Annotated in this window: 17 protein-coding genes; 14 read left to right on the top strand and 3 right to left on the bottom strand. The window is 39.9% G+C overall.

Annotated features, from left to right (window positions below; translation table 11 throughout):
• The first annotated feature begins 112 nt into the window (after positions 1 to 112).
• The 9 genes from HFU86_RS08885 to HFU86_RS08925 all read left to right on the top strand — a co-directional run bounded on the left by HFU86_RS08885 (position 113) and on the right by HFU86_RS08925 (position 13,562).
• Positions 113 to 2,038 (top strand): helicase C-terminal domain-containing protein, encoded by a 1,926-nt coding sequence (locus HFU86_RS08885; protein WP_187129063.1) that lies wholly within the window; start codon positions 113 to 115, stop codon positions 2,036 to 2,038.
• Between the two features lie 103 nt (positions 2,039 to 2,141).
• Positions 2,142 to 2,837 (top strand): tRNA (adenosine(37)-N6)-threonylcarbamoyltransferase complex dimerization subunit type 1 TsaB, encoded by a 696-nt coding sequence (gene tsaB / locus HFU86_RS08890; RefSeq protein WP_187129064.1) that lies wholly within the window; start codon positions 2,142 to 2,144, stop codon positions 2,835 to 2,837.
• A 220-nt stretch (positions 2,838 to 3,057) separates the two neighbouring features.
• Positions 3,058 to 3,660: a Slp family lipoprotein gene (locus tag HFU86_RS08895; RefSeq protein WP_036948218.1), complete on the top strand. Its 603-nt coding sequence runs from the start codon at positions 3,058 to 3,060 to the stop codon at positions 3,658 to 3,660.
• Positions 3,661 to 3,992: 332 nt separating this feature from the next.
• A complete protein-coding gene (gene fadD, locus HFU86_RS08900; protein ID WP_187129065.1) occupies positions 3,993 to 5,681 on the top strand; it encodes a long-chain-fatty-acid--CoA ligase FadD in 1,689 nt (562 codons plus the stop codon).
• Positions 5,682 to 5,790: 109 nt separating this feature from the next.
• Positions 5,791 to 6,912, top strand: coding sequence for a ribonuclease D (gene rnd, locus HFU86_RS08905; RefSeq protein WP_187129066.1), 1,122 nt, complete (start codon positions 5,791 to 5,793; stop codon positions 6,910 to 6,912).
• Positions 6,913 to 7,430: 518 nt separating this feature from the next.
• Positions 7,431 to 8,171 carry a Slam-dependent surface lipoprotein gene (locus HFU86_RS08910; RefSeq protein ID WP_187129067.1) on the top strand — a complete coding sequence of 247 codons (741 nt, stop codon included), beginning with the start codon at positions 7,431 to 7,433 and terminating at the stop codon, positions 8,169 to 8,171.
• A gap of 103 nt (positions 8,172 to 8,274) precedes the next feature.
• A complete protein-coding gene (locus tag HFU86_RS08915) occupies positions 8,275 to 9,684 on the top strand; it encodes a surface lipoprotein assembly modifier (protein ID WP_255425963.1) in 1,410 nt (469 codons plus the stop codon).
• 18 nt (positions 9,685 to 9,702) lie between these two features.
• A complete protein-coding gene (locus tag HFU86_RS08920; RefSeq protein WP_187129069.1) occupies positions 9,703 to 12,732 on the top strand; it encodes a TonB-dependent receptor domain-containing protein in 3,030 nt (1,009 codons plus the stop codon).
• Positions 12,733 to 12,782: 50 nt separating this feature from the next.
• Entirely contained in the window at positions 12,783 to 13,562 is a 780-nt protein-coding gene (locus HFU86_RS08925) for an energy transducer TonB (RefSeq protein ID WP_255425964.1), read from the top strand.
• Between the two features lie 73 nt (positions 13,563 to 13,635).
• On the opposite strand, the gene minE is transcribed toward HFU86_RS08925, so the two are convergent.
• From minE to minC, 3 genes are read right to left on the bottom strand one after another with little or no spacing between them, the layout of a single operon-like run.
• Positions 13,636 to 13,932: a cell division topological specificity factor MinE gene (gene minE / locus HFU86_RS08930; protein ID WP_036948203.1), complete on the bottom strand. Its 297-nt coding sequence runs from the start codon at positions 13,930 to 13,932 to the stop codon at positions 13,636 to 13,638.
• A gap of 3 nt (positions 13,933 to 13,935) precedes the next feature.
• Positions 13,936 to 14,751, bottom strand: a complete 816-nt coding sequence (minD, locus tag HFU86_RS08935; protein WP_036948201.1) for a septum site-determining protein MinD — start codon at positions 14,749 to 14,751, stop codon at positions 13,936 to 13,938.
• Between the two features lie 23 nt (positions 14,752 to 14,774).
• Entirely contained in the window at positions 14,775 to 15,500 is a 726-nt protein-coding gene (minC, locus tag HFU86_RS08940) for a septum site-determining protein MinC (RefSeq protein WP_036948199.1), read from the bottom strand.
• A gap of 129 nt (positions 15,501 to 15,629) precedes the next feature.
• Here minC and HFU86_RS08945 point away from each other — a divergent pair, with 129 nt between their 5' ends.
• The 5 genes from HFU86_RS08945 to HFU86_RS08965 all read left to right on the top strand — a co-directional run bounded on the left by HFU86_RS08945 (position 15,630) and on the right by HFU86_RS08965 (position 20,436).
• Positions 15,630 to 15,899, top strand: coding sequence for a YcgL domain-containing protein (locus tag HFU86_RS08945; RefSeq protein ID WP_036948197.1), 270 nt, complete (start codon positions 15,630 to 15,632; stop codon positions 15,897 to 15,899).
• Positions 15,900 to 15,948: 49 nt separating this feature from the next.
• On the top strand, positions 15,949 to 17,052 hold the full coding sequence (locus HFU86_RS08950; RefSeq protein ID WP_187129070.1) for a lytic murein transglycosylase: 1,104 nt from the start codon (positions 15,949 to 15,951) through the stop codon (positions 17,050 to 17,052).
• A 20-nt stretch (positions 17,053 to 17,072) separates the two neighbouring features.
• Positions 17,073 to 17,729 carry a fumarylacetoacetate hydrolase family protein gene (locus HFU86_RS08955; protein WP_132495886.1) on the top strand — a complete coding sequence of 219 codons (657 nt, stop codon included), beginning with the start codon at positions 17,073 to 17,075 and terminating at the stop codon, positions 17,727 to 17,729.
• A gap of 17 nt (positions 17,730 to 17,746) precedes the next feature.
• Positions 17,747 to 18,190: a YcgN family cysteine cluster protein gene (locus HFU86_RS08960; RefSeq protein WP_211886402.1), complete on the top strand. Its 444-nt coding sequence runs from the start codon at positions 17,747 to 17,749 to the stop codon at positions 18,188 to 18,190.
• A gap of 1,670 nt (positions 18,191 to 19,860) precedes the next feature.
• Complete coding sequence (locus tag HFU86_RS08965; RefSeq protein ID WP_036948189.1) at positions 19,861 to 20,436, top strand: fimbrial protein; 576 nt, start codon at positions 19,861 to 19,863, stop codon at positions 20,434 to 20,436.
• Positions 20,437 to 20,460: the final 24 nt, after the last annotated feature.

The following is a 20,460-nucleotide window of genomic DNA, read 5'->3' on the forward strand; positions in this document are numbered from 1 at the left end:
AGTTTGCTACTATGATGAAAATCAGTTCATTGATGAAACGATAATTAGCTCAGCAGCCATCTTGAACTCATGGTAAAGTGTGCTCATCAACAGTAAGCAATATAGGTTCGTAGTGTCTAACGACTTTTCAGCAGATGGCTTTCTAGCAAAAACAATTCCCGGTTTCCAACCTCGAGCTGCGCAGGTCACCATGTCTGACGCGGTTACTCAATCTATTGAGCAGCAGCATGTGCTGGTGGCTGAAGCGGGTACAGGAACAGGGAAAACCTACGCTTATCTCGTCCCTGCATTACGAAGTGGCAAAAAAGTGATTGTCTCTACAGGGTCGAAAGCACTACAAGACCAACTTTATCACCGCGACCTACCTACGATTATCGATGCGATGAACTACACGGGTAAAACGGCGCTTCTAAAAGGGCGTTCAAATTATCTGTGTCTTGAAAGGTTAGATCAGCAATCCCTCGGTGGAGGTAGCCTTGAACCGGAGATCCTCGCAGCGGTTGTCAGATTACGCAGTTGGTCCATCGAATCAGAACTGGGGGATACCAGTACTTGCCATGATATTGCTGAAGATAGCCCCGTTTGGCCGTTAGTTACTAGTACCAACGATAACTGTTTAGGCAGTGATTGCCCCCGCTACCAAGAGTGCTTTGTACTCAAAGCGCGTCGTAAAGCCCTTGATGCAGATGTGGTGGTCGTTAACCACCATCTTTTTATGGCTGACAGAGTGGTGAAAGATACAGGTTTTGGGGAGTTGATCCCCCAAGCGGATGTGATGATCTTCGATGAAGCCCATCAAATCCCTGATATTGCAAGCCAATATTTTGGTCAGCAACTCAGTAGCCGACAACTGTTAGATTTAGCTCGCGATATGATAATGACATACCGTACAGAGCTAAAAGACCAAGCCCAACTGCAAAAAAGTGCCGATAGACTGACTCAAAGTACACTGGATTTTCGCCTTAACTTAGGGGAAAACAGTTTCCGAGGTAATTTACGGGAATTATTGAAGTTATCCGAAGTTCAGAGAGCTTTAACGCTACTGGATGATGCGCTGGAACTCTGCTATGAAGTTATCAAAACGTCATTAGGGCGTTCCCAAAGTTTGGATTCTATTTTTGAGCGCGTGACGATTTACCGCAACCGTCTTAACCGCTTAAAGGATGTCACCATACCGGGCTATAGTTACTGGTTTGAGAGCTACGGACGTCACTTCTTATTAGCCTTAACGCCACTCACTGTCGCTGATAAATTCAGTGAAATGATTGCCAGTACGCCGGCTAGTTGGGTGTTCACGTCAGCAACCCTTTCTGTTAACGAAAAACTGAGCCACTTTACTGACCGCTTAGGGCTTAGTTCTGCGAAAACATTATTGCTCGCGAGCCCGTTTGATTATGAAAGCCAAACCTTGCTGTGTGTGCCTCGCTTTTTACCGGAACCTAATCAACGGGGTAGCGCTCAAAAGCTTGCCAATATGTTGCGCCCGTTAATTGAAAAAAACCGAGGTCGATGCTTCTTTTTATGTACCTCTCATTTAATGATGAGGGAATTAGCCGAAGAGTTTAAAGCGTCGTTGACATTGCCTGTACTTATGCAGGGGGAAAGCAGTAAAAATAAATTGCTGGCACAGTTTATTGCGGCAGGAAATGCCGTTTTGGTCGCTACGAGCAGTTTCTGGGAAGGGGTTGATGTTCGGGGCGATGAACTGACCTGCGTGATCATCGATAAACTCCCGTTTACCGCGCCGGATGACCCGTTATTACGCGCTCGGATTGAAGACTGTGAACTTCGAGGGGGAGACCCATTTGCCGATGTTCAACTGCCCGATGCCGTCATCACTTTAAAGCAAGGGGTGGGACGCTTGATCCGTGATACAAAAGATTACGGCGTGATTGTGATTTGTGACAATCGGCTAGTGACTCGCCCTTATGGGGAGGTGTTTTTGCGAAGCTTACCTCCTTCGCCACGTACGCGAGATCTGAATAAAGCGATTGAATTTTTGGCAACAAAGCGTGCGGAAGCGATTGAGAAACACTAATTTTATGCAATCCTGTGGGCGGTTTATGCTAAGATACCGCCCATCTTTCAGGTTGCCGTCATAAGGCGACAACAAAAAACCTAATATTTGCCGGAGTTTAGGCATGTCGAGTCGTATTCTAGCTGTTGATACAGCCACTGAAGCTTGTTCTGTTGCATTACTGTGCGACTGTGAAATTATTTCGCGTTTTGCGATCTCTCCTCGCGAACATACTCAAAAAGTATTACCGATGGTAGAAGAAGTGTTAGCGCAAGCAGGCATTAAACTTAATCAATTAGATGCATTAGCATTTGGGCGTGGACCGGGTAGTTTTACTGGGGTTCGAATTGGTGTGGGCATTGCTCAAGGCTTAGCGCTGGGCGCCGATTTACCCATGATTGGTGTTTCCTCGCTGATGACGCTGGCACAAGGTGTATATCGAACAACGAATAGTTCCCGTGTGTTGGTGGCGATTGATGCTCGAATGTCTGAAATATATTGTGCGCAATATCAACGCGATGAGCAGGGTTTTTGGTTAGGTGAAGAAACTGAAGCTGTGATGCTTCCTGCTGATTTCAAATTAAAATTCACTGAATTAGAAGGGCAATGGAGTCATGCAGGAACGGGCTGGGCTGCTTATCCTGAATTATTAGAAGGCTTGTCCTTAAGTGACAGCCTAATCACGTTACCTGCAGCGCAAGATATGCTGCCAATTGCTGAGCAGCTGTGGCTAGCAGGTAAAGTGACTGCGGTTGAGAATGTCGAACCGACTTATTTGCGTAATGAAGTGACTTGGAAAAAATTACCGGGTCGCGAATAAATAGAATCAGCATGATTTTTTTCGAATGAAAAAATAGCTATCAGGGTAAAACCGATAGCTATTTTTTTAATTTAAGATATAGAATCGGTGTTTAATTGAGCTATTATTGAATAAATAAGCGTTAATAAAAATTGGATTGCACATATAATGTGATAAGGAATACCAGCAGTTTTAATACGTACTATCTCACTTTATAATGACTGCTAATTGGAGGTGGTAAATGAAAATTCAATTTAGCTACCGCTCGGCAATGAAAACTCTATTACTTGCGGGCATATTAGCGCTGGCAGGTTGTGTATCTATCCCTCAGTCTATTAAGGGATCAGTACCTAATCCTGCAGATAATCTTAAGTCGGTGCAAAATGCGCCGGAGATGTATATTGGTCAAGAAGCGCGTTTTGGCGGTAAAGTGTTATCTGTCTTTAATGAGCCTAAAAGAACGCGGATTGAGATAGCCGTCATGACGTTAAATAAATATGACGCTGCGCCTGAATTAAACTCCGCATCGCTTGGTCGAATCTACGCTTATATTAACGGGTTTGTTGAGCCAAACGATTTTAAAAACCGCTATGTCACTGTTGTGGGTAACATAACTGGAGAACAAGCAGGGAAAATCGGAGAGGTACCTTATCAATATGTGACAATGAATGTCACAGGCTTCCAACGTTGGAGCATTGCACAAAGCGTGATGATGCCACCGCCTGCGGGTCCATGGGGGTACGGGTATTATGGCTCCCCATATTACTATAATCATCCTTGGGGATGGGGCTATGGGTATCCAGTGGGGCCGGCTCAAGTACAGACGTATTTAACGGAAGATTAAGCAATAGTATTATTCTGCTAAAAATCCTAGTTAAGCTAGGATTTTTTTTATAAAAATACTGAGCATGAGTGGACTATTAATCGCTTAATTCTCCAAAAATTCCTGCCAACAGTGTATAATTACAGGTTATAAGCAGACTAAAGTTCTGGTGAATTAATCATAAGTTGATAGGGCGGCATTGACCGCCTTATTTTTATCTCGAAGGAATGAAATTTATTTAGTGATATAGCTCTCAACCTTAACATTGTCTAATTTTCAAACTGGTACAATGAGTTAATAATTTGTTAAAGGGTTGTGTAAAATAATAACTCACTAAATTCAGGAGTAACATTTTGGAAAAAATCTGGCTAAAAAACTATCCTGCTGATGTACCTGAAGAAATAAGTCCTGATGACTTCGCGTCATTAGCAGAGTTACTTGAAAACGCCGTTTCTCAATATGCGGATCAGCCCGCGTTCATTAATATGGGCGCAGTGATGACCTACCGTAAACTTGAAGAGAGAAGCCGCGCATTTGCCGCATACCTACAAAATGGATTGGGTCTTAAAAAAGGTGACCGAGTTGCTTTAATGATGCCAAACTTGTTGCAGTATCCTATTGCACTGTTTGGGATCCTACGTGCGGGTATGGTAGCGGTTAATGTTAACCCACTGTATACCCCGCGAGAGTTAGAGCATCAGTTAAATGATAGCGGGACGACAGCGATTGTCATCGTTTCTAACTTTGCACATACATTAGAAAAAATCGTTTTTAATACCAAAGTTAAACACGTTATTTTAACCCGCTTAGGGGATCAGCTACCGCGCCCGAAAGCCACAATTGTGGATTTTGTGGTGAAATATGTAAAACGGTTGGTTCCAAAATACAATTTGCCGGATGCCATTTCGTTTCGTCGCGCTATGCATCAAGGCTATCGAATGCAATATATCAAGCCGAATATTATTGGCGAAGATTTAGCATTCTTACAATATACCGGTGGTACGACTGGGGTAGCCAAAGGTGCGATGTTAACGCATCGTAATATGCTTGCGAATATCGCCCAAGCTAAAGCTGCGTATGGTCCTGTTTTACATTTTGGTCATGAATATGTGGTAACGGCACTGCCGCTTTATCACGTCTTTGCGCTGACCGTAAACTGCTTATTGTTTATCAGTGTGGGCGGCGTGAATCTGCTTATCACCAACCCGCGAGATGTGCCAGATACGGTGAAACAATTATCCCGCTATCCCTTTACCTCGATCACGGGTGTTAACACGCTCTTTAATGCATGGTTGCAAAACCCTGAGTTTCAGAAGCTTGATTTTTCCCGTTTAAGGCTGTCTGTTGGAGGCGGAATGCCTGTCCATAAAGCGGTTGCTCAGAAGTGGCAAGCGCTGACGGGGCGGCATTTACTCGAAGGTTATGGCTTAACGGAATGTTCGCCATTAGTTTCTGGTAACCCATATAATTTAACCGCTTATAGTGGTAGTATCGGGATACCTGTTCCATCAACCGATGTGAAGTTTTTAGATGATGATGGGCATGAAGTTCCTCATGGTACTCCTGGGGAAATGTGGGTAAAAGGCCCGCAGGTGATGAAAGGATATTGGAATCGTCCCGATTCGACCAGTGAAGTGCTTATCGATGGTTGGTTAGCGACTGGCGATATCGCAGAAATAGATGACGAAGGCTATATTCGTATTGTTGATCGCAAAAAAGATATGATTATTGTCTCTGGTTTTAATGTCTATCCAAATGAAATCGAAGATGTTATTTCCATGCATCCTGATGTTATCGAATGTGCTGCAATTGGGGTGCCAAGCGAAAGTACTGGGGAAGCGGTGAAGGTTTTTGTGGTTACCAAAAATTCAGCGCTGACCGCAGCAGATCTAAAAACATTCTGCCGCCGTTCGCTAACGGCGTATAAAGTCCCGAAAATTTTTGAGTTTCGTGATGAGTTGCCGAAATCTAACGTAGGAAAAATTCTACGAAAAGAATTACGAGCCGAAGAGCAGCAAACACGAGAAAAATCACCGTCATAGCCAACTAGCTGGTGAATTAACAAAAGCAATGTGTGTAACGCCGGTTTTTACCGGCGTTACTGTGTCAGTCAGATACACTTAACCAAATTATAATAAAGAGAAACTTGTTTTGAATTACCGTTTAGTCACAACAGATAGCGAATTAGCCCAAGTCTGCCAAGAGGCCAGTGATGCGCCGTGGTTAGCATTAGATACTGAGTTTGTTCGCACTAGAACCTATTACCCACAGCTGGGCTTATTGCAGTTGTATGATGGAAAACAGGTTTCACTGATTGATCCGCTATTAATGACGGATTTTAGCCCATTTAAGGCGCTGTTAACCAATCCAAACCAATTGAAATTTTTACATGCAGGCAGTGAAGACTTAGAAGTGTTTATGCATGATTTTGGTTGTGTGCCAGAGCCGATGATAGATACCCAAATCGTAGCGGCATTTTTGGGTTATCCCATTTCTTGCGGCTTCGCTACGTTAGTGGCGGAACATTTGGGAGTTGAGTTAGATAAAAGTGAATCTCGAACAGACTGGCTCGCGCGCCCTTTAAGTTCGAAGCAGTGTGATTATGCAATGGCGGATGTACTTTATTTACTGCCGCTGGCTAAAATTTTGATGGAAAAAGTGACGGAAGCTGGCTATTTGGCCGATGCCCAAGACGAGTGTCAGCGTGTGGTTGCTCGCCGTCAAAAAACAGTTAAACCTGAAAAAGCCTACTTAAATATCACGAATGCATGGCAATTACGCGATGAGCAACTTGCTTGCTTACAGTTGCTGGCGGCATGGCGTTTGGATCAAGCCAAAGCGCGGGATATGGCGATAAATTTCGTGGTTAAAGAAGAAAATCTGTGGAAAATTGCGCGTTATTTACCGAGCTCTTTAGGTGAGTTGGATGCCCTTGGTTTATCTGGGCAAGAAATTCGCTGCCATGGTCGCCGCTTGTTAAGTATTGTCGAAGACGCGAAGAAACTGGATGCCAGCCAGTATCCAGCACCCGTTGCTAATATTACTGAGCAGAGCCAATACAAAAGCATTTTTAAAGAGATCAAAGGGGTGGTGAAAGAGATCGCCGAGAATGAAAAATTCAACCCAGAGTTATTAGCATCTCGTCGACAAATTAACCAGTTTTTAGCGGTACATTGGGGGCTAAAAGAGAAATCATGTCAGCCTGAACTGCTTGCTGGTTGGCGAGGTCGGTTACTGGAAGCGCCATTAACCCAATTACTTAGCCAAGCATAATTATGATAAAGGCACAAAATAGCGATGATTTTGTGCCTTTATCCCATTTTTAAAGTACTTTTTTTCTTCGGTAATTTGTTACTCATATCAATAAGTTTTATTCTCATTCTGCCAATATTAAATACTTATTCTTCTTTAAATAATAAAGATTATTATTTTGCACTAATCTGAAAATAACACTGCACTTTGGCATTAATGACACTATTTAATGCATTTCAATTCTGTAATTACTCTTAAAAAATTGGAAATATAAATAAAAACCAAACTTAAAATAACCCATTACAGCGATGATTAACATTTGTATGGGGAGGGTTATTTTACAGTTATTTGAAAAATAAAAAGAAAAAATATCATTCTAATATAATGATTCTTAATTGAATTATAAATTCTCTATTTGTAAATAAAACTCATTCTCATAAAATCATTTTCAGTTTGTGGGCCCACAAATACGTCCAAGAGTACAAAGCAAAAAGTATCATCTCCTTTTAATTTCTTATTTATATATAAGGAAATTGAATATGAATAAAAGTACTAAAGTTACGTTAATTGCTATTTTGGCGGGGGTATCTACGTATGCGAGTGCGGTAACGGAATCCGCGCAGAGCCAAACGTATGAGACGGAAAGATCGAATGTAACGGTAGGAGTAACGCAATCAGTTATAGATCTACATGGTGGTGAAGTTGGTTCACCAGGTATTGGCTATCGTGATAAGGCGAACGGGAAAAGAATTTCATTTTCAGGACTAACCAGAATGATTATGTTCCCAAAAGAGGGCAACGTCTATGTTCTTCCTAGAACTCCGCACGGGGGGAAATTCCAGTTCTCCAAAATCGCGGATGCTGAAATTTATTATGGAGATTGGTCACAAACTGGAGAGGAGGACGATGCCAAACATACCGCTTTCTTTTCTGGAAAAGATGCGACAACAGCTGTACCAACTGAAGGTAAAGCCACTTACACCATTGCTGGTATCAACCAATATGATGGAGAGAAACAACTCTCTGGTACATTTGAAGCCGACTTTGGTGATAAGGGCTATACAGGTTCATTACAGGGTCAAAATCTAAAAATTGCACTTGAAGGTAAAATTCAAGATGCGGGTTCATTCTCTGGTTCGGCAGTTGCCAATGATACCGTAACGGGTATGAACTATGGTCGCTTCTTTGGTGAGAATGCAGAGCATGTGGCGGGTATCGCGGTGTTTAACAGTAATCATGAATATGACACTGCCTTTGGTGGTAGCCAAACCGAAGAGTAATTTCTTTATTTAACACTCTTTGTTTAGCAATATCGTTGTTATCAGGTAGGCAAAAGTTATTTTGCCTACCTGTATTGTTATGGAAGAAGAAAAAGGAAGACGGATGAAAAAAATAATCAGCAAGATTGAGGTATTAATTCTATTATTGTTCTCTGTGAATTCATTTTCTAAGCAAAATTATGGGCAACAACAATATGAACAAATAATTGGGTTTTTAACTGAAATAAATAACACAAGAAGTAAATCCTTAAATATAATCCCACTTAAAATTAATAAAACTGTCGACGACCTTGGTTTTATTCTTTATGATTTGGTCAATCGGCAGCAATTTCAAGAAATCGATGAACTATTACCTAAATATCTAAATGATAAAAATCATGACAAAGGTATGGTGGATTATATTTCAGCGGAGAGAGCCTATTTTAATGGTGATTACCCATTGGCGCTTAAATTTTATTTAAAAATGGTTAATGGAAGCTCTGATTCAGTATTTGCTGAAATGAAATTAGCACATGTGTATATAAAAAATAGCTATCATCATGAAGCATTAACGTTATACAAGAAAATAAAAAACAAATATCGAGTAGGTTTACCTGAAGAACGAATAAAACAGATAGACAGTGAAATTACAGCATTAGAAAATCGAGCTAATTGGCAGGGAAATTTCAATGCGGATGTAAAATATGACACAAACTATACTGAGGCTCATGGTAACAGTGAACAGCAATGTAATTCGACGTGGTGCATGCAAGGTAGCGAAATCAAATCCGGTTTGGTGTACAGTTTTTCAGGAAATGCTAATAAAATCCTTTGGCAATATCGAGGGCATTCGCTGTTAGCCGGTATAGGTGGCCATGTATGGGAATATCCACATCGCTCAGTAAAAAGGCGTTTTTCAAGTTACTTATCGGTAAGCTATCAGTATCTTTATGGGAATAAAAAAATCACGTTTTCACCTATTGTAGATATTAATTGGCGGGGGCATCTTTTTGATTATTACAGTGTCGGCGCGAGCATTACGGGGACATATTCTCCCAGCAATAAGCTTTATTTTTTATCCAATCTAACGTATAAAAATCAAGCTTTCTTTGGGAGACGAGTATCGCGATCAGGTTATGATATTAATTATAGTATAACGGCAATTTATTCGGTTAATCCACAATGGAGTCTGTTCTCAAATTTATATGGTGGTAAAAATATTGAAAAATATAAAAGTGATAGCTATCAAGTATCAGGGTTAACAGTGGGCTCAGTTAACGTCTTTGGTTCGAATAAATTAGTCAATAAATTAACAAGCAGCAATTATGATTTTTTTGATTTCGACAGTGCGCTTAATACAAAGCGTAGTGATGAATCTTGGGAGTTAAATAGCCAAATAACCCTATTAGGACACAAGTTTTTATCATTAACACCAACACTCTATATTAATTGTAAATTCAATGATAGCAGTGCAAAAATAAGCTATTCCTATAATAAAAGCGAAGTGGGTTTAAATTTAAGTAAAACGTTTTAGTTCGTATTGAGATTTAATATGAAAGTAACAGCAGTGGTGGCAATGCAAATTGCCACAGGGTTAACTATGGGTGTCATTTCACTTTCGTCTTATGCCAGCTCAAGGGAACAAGTGGGCAATATACAGGTAAAAGACCTGACTGATACGATTAAAATGCGGGATCAAAAAGGTGCGGATGACCAATATGATAAAGACGAATCAAATATCTATATCAGTAAAGAAGCGGCCGAGCGCTATAAAGGCACCAACCCCGCCGATATATTGAATCATGGTGTCGGTGTATATAGCGGAGATGCACGTAATAGTGGGGCGTTAGACCCAAATGTGCGAGGTATTCAAGGTCAAGGGCGTGTACCCGTCACGATAGATGGTTCAGAACAAGCCATCACTGTGTGGCGTGGCTACAACGGGGCTAATAACCGAAACTATATAGACCCTAATATGATCAGCAGTATTACGGTAGTAAAAAGCCCGATGCTAGATCGTGATATTCGCACTTCAGTTGGTGGAGGTGTTGCAGTTAAAACTCTTAGTATTGATGATGTTGTACCATTCGATGAACGCTTCGCAATAGATATTAAATTAGAAACACGGACTAACTCAACCAAACCAAGAATTAACCAACTGCATTTAGGTACGGATTACCGTGATGATTTTCAGTTAATGGACAGTTTTAAAAAATATGATGAAAGAATGTCATTGATGATGTTTCGAGATCCGGAAGTTTCAGTTGAGCCGGATCAACCGGGAAGTTCAAATTTTTTTAATTTAAAAGATAGTGCTATGCGAGTAGCTCTGGGGTTACGGCAAGATAAATTCGACTTGTTATTTGCATATAGCCACCGAAACCAAGGTAATTATTTTGCGGGGCGTCATGGCGCAAACTATTTCCGAGAACCAATTATTCCTCGAGACAATAAATACTCAGAAAAAACGTTAGATCCTAATATCCCTTTTGTTGCCAATGTTTACTTGCCAACCAAAGAAGTGGGTAATACCTCCAGTAATATCGAAACCTTTCTTCAAAAAATAAATTTGCAGCTCTCTGAATCACAAAAAATATCCCTTGGTTATGTACACACAAAAAGCCATTACGGGGAAATTATGCCTTCACAAATTCGTTTTCATGATTTGGCTGGTGAAATTCCTCAATGGCCTTTAGCCAATATTAGCTTAAGTTCTTTCTATGCAAATTATGGGTTTAAGCCCAACGACCAGTCATTATTGGATTTTAAATTGAGTTATTGGCTAACAAAAACAGATTTAAATTCCAATACGGCGGGTGGTGCTCCTAGGCAACCATTAGAGGAAGATTGGACAATTGAAATTAATGGCAAAAATCCTTATATGAACGGAAAATTGGTGGATGCCATTAAATTAAATCAACTTAATGACCGACAAGGTATTTCTTTATCGAATAAATCACAGTTAACTCCTAATTTTGATATTACGTTTATTGGCAATTTTATCCATGAAAGAATTAATAGTCATGAGGATTTATATGCGCCAAATGCAGAAATTCCTAAACGTAATGTTTTTAGAGCTATTCCACGAGAAGGTAAGCGTCAAGAATACAGCGGAGCAATTAAACTGGATTGGCGCCCCACGGATTGGTTAAATGTAAATGCGGGTCTACAGTACCAAAACTATTGGTCACGAGATTTATTAAGAGAACGTCGATTAAAAGTCAAAGACTCACGATTTGCTGTGCATCGAATTCAGCAAGCTATGAATTTCGAGTATTCGAGACCATTTACTGAAGAGGAAGCGCGTAAAGTGAGAGAGTATGTGGATAACAAAGGGCGTACTTTTGATGGCTACGATAAGGTTGGCAATTGGCATGACTATAGCATTGGTACTTCTAGAATTGAGTGGTTTGTCGCAGAAGCATTATCACTTCCTAAGTATTCCCTAAAAAAAGCCGAACACTATTCTACAATCCATGAAGAGTATGAGGGATTCCGTATTACCGGATTCGACTATATCAAATGGCGAGTGGATGAAGACGGCAAGCTGACAGTGGAGAATAACCCATTCTATAATGGGGAAATTGACCTCACAGAAGAAGTAATTGACCCGATTAGCCAGAAAAAAGTGAAAGCAATCATAGCCTATCGCGCTCCAAATAAAGAATGGGACTATATTTCAGTCAGTGAGAACGAAAAGTATAAAAACCCAGGTAAACGTATTAATTCCGCGTGGAGCCCATCACTGGGAGGATCAATTTACCTTTCAGAAAATGATCGTGTTTTTGCTCGTTATGCTGAAACCGTTAGAATGCCAAGTATTTTTGAAGATACCATTGGGTTTTCTGGTGCAGGTGATAGCGCCATAAGAACGCGCCCCTTTAAGCCAGAGCGCAGCCATACTTTTGAAATCGGTTATGTACGTAATTTGCAAAGTTGGTTGAAAGCAGAAAATGCTGCCGATTTTAGAATCAATTATTACCATAATATTATCGATAATGCGTTTGATCGTGATGGCAAGTTAGTTTTTGCGCAAATGGATCAGCACCGAACCGCCGGATTAGAAGTGTTAGCCCGCTATGATAATGGGCGTTTCTTTGGGGATTTAGGGGTAGATTTCCGGCTGAAAAATGAAGTCTGTGATGATGCTTCGATGGTTCATTTAGACCCGTTGAACAAGTACAAAGGATCAATTTGTACTGAAGGCGGTTTTCCGAATGGTTATCTTCGAACCCAGTTACAACCTAAGTACAGCATTCACACTAATTTAGGAATGCGTTTCTTTAATGAAAGCTTGGAAGTTGGTGGGCGCGTAAGGTATCACGCCAAAACAGAGAATAAAGATGAAGCACAGATGGCGAGCAAGTTTGGTCCTTCTTATGCACCTTTAAACAATAACCCTATGAGTTGGAATGCGGTATTTGTCACCGATGCCTATGTCACTTATCAAGTGAATAAGAATCTGTTAGTGGAATTGTTAGCCTCTAACGTATTAAACGAATATTACATTGACCCGCTGACACGTAGCATGATGCCAGCACCGGGGAGATCCCTTCGTTTAAGTGTGACCAGTCACTTCTAAGGCTCAGCCCCAGCAAAGCAATTTTGCTGGGGCTGATTAGGAATATCACCATGAATTATTTTCGAATTTATTATGGATTACCGCTTTCTGGCTTATTACACGGCGCCATTATTTATTTCTGTTTTTTTGCATTCAATTCATTGTCATTCAAAATGACAGCACCGTTAATTTCACCAGTGGTGACCGTCGCGTTAACCCAGTTTTTAGTTGAGCAACAAGTGAGTATCCCCCAAGAAAGCCAATCGGTAACTGGTGGTGAACTCAATGCCATTGAGGAATTTGAGTACGCGAACATCAAGGTCAGTAAGCAGCGTAACCAGCAAGATAATACCTCAAATACCGTCGCTGAAAGAACACCCAAAGAAGTGAAATCTGAAAAACGTAGTTCTGTAAAAAATAAGGCTAAGCCGGAAGAAAAAACCAAGAAAGAAAGCCTTCGAGATGATTTGCAAACTCAAAGAGCTAAAGAAGGAGAAAACACAGCAAATTCTTTAGCAGCAGGGCAGCAAGGTGATCTCGCTCATTTTTCTGATGGTGAAAATAGCATCAATGCCAAACAGCGCTATTTAGACCAGATCAAACGGGAAATTGATAGACATAAACAGTACCCGCGACGAGCCCGCAAAATGCGTATGCAAGGGGATATTCAAGTTCAGTTTGATGTCACAGAGAAAGGTGAGTTGGTCAATGCGAAAGTGGTGGATTCAGAAAAGAGCCAATTTTTCGAGCAGGCAATATTGGATGCGATTAAGCGTTGCAAGCCACTCGGTAAGCCACCTGAAAATATGAACAGAAAAATGATATTAAAAATTAACTTCAAGTTAGACTAATACTGAAATCGCTAACAAAATCAAGCCGCTATGGCGTTATATAAATATAGCGATATAGCGGCATTGTACAATATTACTGTTCTGCTGGTTTTGCTTCTTTAACGTCTTTACCTTCTTCCGCTTCAGGAAGGGTGACGTTTAATTCGAGAACAGAAATATCATCATCTTTTTGTTCAAATTGTACGGATAACATTTCTGGGTCAACTTGAACATACTTGCAAATAACTTGCAAAATATCTCGCTTCATATCAGCAAGATAAGCTGGCTCACTATCACCGCGGCGACGTTCAGCAACGATGATCTGCAGTCGCTCTTTTGCGATATTTGCTGTCGTCTTTTTTCTCGACAGAAAGAAATCCAATAAAGCCATTATTTATCCCCCAAATAGACGCTTTAAGAAGCCTTTTTTCTCTTCTTCAATGAAACGCATAGGGCGATCTTCACCTAAAATACGTTCTACACAGTCGCTATATGCTTGTCCTGCTTCAGAGTCAGAGTCCAGAATGACAGGTTCACCTTGGTTAGATGAACGTAAAACAGACTGATCTTCTGGGATCACACCCACTAATGGAATGCACAGAATTTCCAAAACGTCTTCCATACTCAGCATATCACCACGAGTCACTCGGCCTGGGTTGTAGCGAGTTAGCAATAAACGTTCTTTAATTGGATCTTGACCTTGTTCTGCGCGACGAGATTTAGAGGATAAGATCCCTAAAATACGGTCTGAGTCACGAACAGAAGAGACTTCTGGGTTAGTTGTGATAATGGCTTCATCAGCAAAATAAAGCGCCATTAATGCGCCACTTTCAATACCGGCAGGAGAGTCACAGATAATAAAGTCAAACGCCATTTCGTTGCTGAGTTCATCAAGAATTTTTTCAACACCTTCACGAGTCAGCGCGTCTTTATCACGAGTTTGTGATGCAGGAAGAATATAAAGGTTTTCAGTACGTTTATCTTTGATTAACGCCTGATTAAGAGTTGCATCACCTTGGATAACGTTAACGAAGTCATAGACTACTCGACGTTCACACCCCATGATTAGGTCAAGGTTACGCAGACCGATATCGAAATCGATAACTACGGTTTTCTTCCCTTTTTGAGCTAGGCCGGTAGCTATGGCCGCGCTTGAAGTGGTTTTACCAACGCCACCTTTACCAGAAGTAACAACAATTATGCGTGCCATGAATAATTCCTTGTAAATAAGGTCTAATTTAAGTATTCAATATTAAGTTTGTTATCAACTAAACAAAGTTTAGCTGCTTTGGCGAGAAATTCAGTAGGTATCTGATCACTCAACCAATACTCGCCTGCAATGGACACTAGCTCTGCTTGCAAATGAGTACAATAAATCTGGCTTTCCATATCACCAGAGGCACCAGCAAGGGCACGACCTCTCATAACGCCATAGATATGAATATTACCATCTGCTAATAATTCTGCACCTGCACTAACATTACTTGTGACGATGAGATCACTATTTGGCGCATAAATACGCTGACCTGAACGAACAGGAGTATTGATAATACGGGTTTTGCGATAAGCAGATTCGATAGGAGCAGGTTGTGGGGCAATATCAGATTTTGCAAAAGTAACGTCATCCGTTGATGGTTCTGGCGCTTTTTTGCTTTTACCTTCAATAAGCACTGGCAAGCCCGCTTCATTGATTTTTTGTCTTAACAGTGGGTCAGTACAACCGCTGACGCCCACAATTCGAAGACCTGCAGAAACAATCGCTTTGTGGATACTGTACATATCCGCATGGTGAGTTAATTCTGCAACATTAATAACAACTGGGGCATTTTTAAGAAAATCAGGAGCCTGATTGACCTTGTCTTGCAGCGCTTTTTTGATGAGTTTAGGCTCTTCACTGTGTAAGTGAATGACTGAAAGAGTAAAACTGCTGCCTTTAAGTTCTATTGGCGATTGTGGCATCTATCTAGACTCAGCAAATTAAAATTTCCGAAACAATCCTCGGGTGAAGATACTCAGTAAAACAATAGCATGTTATAGTTACTGCATACTTCAAGCAAGCTTACGAACCAAGAAAAAGAGTTAAATATAATGATTTGTGCAATTTATAGAAGCCCGAACCGTGATCAAACTTATTTATATGTCGAAAAGAAAGATGACTTTTCACGCGTACCAGAAGAACTCCTGAAGCAATTTGGCAAACCACAGTTTTCAATGTTAATTTCATTGGATAAACGTGAAAAGCTAGCAAATGCGGACATTGAGCGAGTTCGAGCTGACCTTCAAGACGTTGGTTACTACTTGCAATTCCCACCTCCGGTTGAAAATTTACTTTCTGAATATCGCGAATTAAACGACTAAGACAATTTAGGATGATCCTTAAAAAGCCATTATCGTCAGGAGGATAAAAATGAAGCCAACGTTATTATATACCTTAGTCGCTGGTGTACTTTTAGCAAGTTGCAGTGCTCCGCAAACCCAAAAAGCTGCAACTCAAGCAAACGAAACTCGAATTCTGACAACGGCACAAGAAGCTGCGATTGAGAAAGAAGTTATCGCGCTAGATAAAGCTTTTCCAATTGAACAACGTGAACCCTCACAATTTCCAGCTTATGTGGAATTGCTGAAGCAACATGCTGCGGCTCAAGGTATCAAACAATCTACGATTGATCGTGGCTTTGCTAACATTTATTTCCTAGAACGTGTTGTAAAAGCGGATAAAGGGCAACCTGAAAAACGCGCAACAGTGACGTTAGCCAGCTATTTAAAAAATGTCTTACCACAATCTCGCATTAATGCGGGTGTTGAAAAGTACTATGAAAACCAAGCGGTATTGAACGCGATTAGCCAGAAATATGGTGTACCGTCACAATACATTGTCTCTTTATGGGGACTCGAAAGTGGTTTTGGTCGTTCACAGGGTAAAGAAGATGTAATTTCAGCGCTTGCCACACTCTCTTTTGAAGGGCGTCGTGAAGCACTGTTTAGTAAGCAATTATTAGCAGCCTTGGAAATCATGGATAAAGGCTATATCCCAGAAGATCAGCAACTGAAAGGTTCATGGGCTGGGGCGATGGGGCAGAGCCAATTTATGCCAACGTCTTATTTATCCTATGCCGCAGATGGCGATGGTGACGGTAAAATGGACATTTGGAATAACAAAGCCGATGTCTTCGCTTCAGTTGCTAACTATTTATCCACGGAAGGGTGGCAATCTGCATTACCATGGGGCTATCAAGTTTCACTACCTGCTGATTTTAACCGTAGCTTAGAAGGGGTTAAAACGGAACAAGGAAAAACCGTTCAGGAGTGGGAAAAATTAGGGGTTAAATTACCTGCATTTTCTCGACTATCGCCAGATTTAAAAACATGGGTGGTTATTCCTGATGACCCTGAAGGTCGAACGTTCTTAGTGACCCAAAACTTCCGCACGATTATGCATTGGAATCGTTCATATTATTTCGCATTAAGTGTTTGTATGATGGCGGATGGTATCGCTGCAAAAATACAATAACGATAATAGGAGTTACCGATATGTATCAACATCGCGACTGGCAAGGTGCTTTATTAGATTTCCCTGCCAATAAAGTAGTTTGTGTGGGCAGTAACTATGCCAAACATATTAAAGAAATGGGTTCAGCACTACCTGAGGAGCCTGTCTTATTTATTAAACCGGAAACTGCACTATGTGATGTGAACCAGCCAATTGTTATTCCTAAAGAGTTAGGCTCGGTTCACCACGAAGTTGAGATGGCGATTTTGATCGGTATGCCTCTTAAAAATGCGGATGAAGATAGAGTCGCTCGCGCAATCGCCGGTTATGCAGTCGCACTTGATTTAACCCTAAGGGATTTACAGGCAAAATTTAAGAAAGCAGGGCAGCCATGGGAAAAAAGCAAAGCTTTTGATGGTTCATGTCCAATTTCAGGTTTTATTCCCGTTAGTGGTACCAGTGACCTGCAAAATATGTCACTGAGTTTAGAAATCAACGGTGAGATTCGTCAGTCTGGCTCGACCCGTGATATGATCACGCCAGTTTTACCGCTCATTAGCTATATGTCCCGTTTCTTTACCCTACGTCCTGGGGACGTTATCTTAACCGGCACACCGGAAGGTGTGGGGGCATTGGCTTCTGGGGATATGTTAAAGCTAACGATTAATGATAATTCACTGACCACTAGAGTCATTTAAGTATAGGATTTTGCAGTATTATGTCTCAGTTTTTCTGGCAGGTTAAAACCTTAGATGAAATGACCGATGAAGAGTGGGAATCTCTCTGTGATGGATGTGGGCAATGCTGCTTGCATAAATTAATGGATGAAGACACCGATGAGATCTATTTCACTAATGTGGCTTGCAACCAGTTAAATATTAAAACCTGTCAGTGCAGACATTATGCAGATCGTTTCAAATATGAAGCGGATTGCATAAAACTGACTCGGGATAATCTGGAAACATTCGCTTGGTTACCAAGTACCTGTGCATACCGTTTGTTAATGGAAGAAAAGCCGCTTCCTGCGTGGCATCCATTGAAAACTGGTTCAAAAGCTGCAATGCATAATGAAGGTATTTCAGTTCGCCATATCGCAGTACGAGAAATTGATGTGGTAGAGTGGGAAGATCATATTATGAACCGACCAAACGACAGATAATGCATCACTAATCGACTCTTCTAAAAACCCGCTTCATTTACACTGAGCGGGTTTTTTATCCTTACGCCCTCATTAGATCCAACGCCATCAATTCGATTAAAAATGACAAATCGAACAAAAAATAACCGCTATTAATCACCTGTCAAGATTTTTTATTACAAAGAAGATATTTGTACTTTGTGGAACCTATTGAAATAGATTACTTATAAATGAGAACAAACTTGGTTTATATTTAGCAATGTTCAAATGTTAAATATTCTTTAATAAAAAGTAGAGTGATATTTAAATAATATTCAGTTAGCCTAATTCACACATATGGTGATTTTAAGTGATATTTCATAGCATATTGAAATAATATACTTTTTCTGTCTTATTTCACTCAAATATCATATTGTCATTCAAGAGCTAATTTAATGAGTCAATGTTATCTAAATAGAACTATTATTAACGTTATTGTCACGTTAGTTCACTGAAAAGATGGGTAGAATAGGTAGTGTTAAAATCGATTAGCACTTAGCTTTAAATGCTTTTTTGTTCAAAATGAAGACATAAGACAAATCAAAAACTCACAAAATGCGTTTTTAGGAATATTCCTAATATGCATTTTTTAGGCAATTTTTATAAATTTGGTCGAACTGTTATTATTGGCAAATAACCTTATATATCACTGAATTACGCAAATTCGCCAAATTTTGATACAGATCAAATTTTTGGTTAAAAAGTACCACTTATTTAGTATTGTTAGATCAGAAATGATTATTTCCGCTTACATAGCCTCACACCCTGATACTCTTAATAAGATTAAATTGTCAAAGTCTTATTATATGACAGGAGCATTATCTTGCGGTATTTATGATTTTTTATCATAAATATTCTCCCTGCTTCTTTACTGTGTTTTTTCTATTCCCTCTACGATAGTGGTAGTCACTAAAAAATTGTTGTTATATAACTTTTTACTTTGCCCTAATGCGCAATAAAGTTATAGATAATTCTTTTACTCTCAATGAGAGTTAATTTGTGGGTTGGAATAATAATTCGATATTTAATTTTATTTATTGGCAAATGTTTCAATATGAACATGGGTTATTTTAATAAGAAAAATTTATCAATTACGTATTTTTAACACGTATAGCGTGACTCTATTTTGTAATCAAAAGACTAGAAAAAGTGTCTAAATGTAAATAAAAATACAAAATTTAACTTATATCTCAAATTTAAAATATTCACAAAAATCTCTTATATCATATAAAAACAAAATTAAATTTTATAAATTTAAATAATTATTTTTCAATCATCTAATTCACCCTCTAAATATGACTTATTAAGTGTAATTAATATATTGACCATTTCGATTAATAGATCATTTGTAATAGTTTATACCTATCAAAATGTTAATAAGCTAAGGTAAAAACGATTTAATGACACATAAGTTTTTATGTATTCTTTGCTTCGAATTAGATGGTCATACAAGTTGTTGGTCAAAAACAGAATGCACTGAGCTACTTTTGATTTGTGCATCACAGGGATCTGTTAGAAGCTTTAAATATGCTGACTTCTGGCTGTATTTTAATACGGTCGAGCTCTGTTTTTGCTGTTACCCAAGACTGAATAAAAGACCTCTTAATAATTTGTATAAGCAATAAATAAAAAACTCATCTTAGGAATTGAAAATGAAAAAAGTTTTACTGACTGCTATCGCAGCAACAGTTCTTGGTTTCACAACAGCAAATGCAGCAACTTCAGTTGGCGGTGGCCAAGTTAACTTTAACGGTAAAGTTATGGATGTTTCTTGTAACGTTTCTGTTGATGGTCAAGGCAGCGATGCAACTGTGTATTTAGCACCTGTTTCTTTACAAGAAGTTAAAAACGGCGGCGCTAACACTATTTTAAAACCAAAAACTTTCGCTATCGAAATCAGCGATTGTGCACAAAGCGGCAAACCTGTTACTGATACTGCAGCCTTAGGCGTACGTTGGACTGGTGGTAACTTAGCAGCTAACACTAACGGTAGCTTAGCTAACACTGTTGTTAATGGCGCTAAAAACATCCAATTAGCACTGTCTACTGACGGCGAAAAAACTACTAAAATTTTCCCAGGTCAAGCAAGCCAACCAAAAGCAGTTGGTGAGAAAAACGGTAGCAATACCCGTTTCACTTACTATGTTGGTTACTCAACAGCAACTCCTGACACTGTAAGCGCGGGTGAAATCCAAAGCTACGCGACTTACGAAATTACTTATAACTAATTTTTCAGTCAGTTTTTATCGGCA

It is taken from the genome of Providencia sp. JUb39 (assembly GCF_012272845.1).
Lineage (GTDB): Bacteria > Pseudomonadota > Gammaproteobacteria > Enterobacterales > Enterobacteriaceae > Providencia > Providencia lanzhouensis.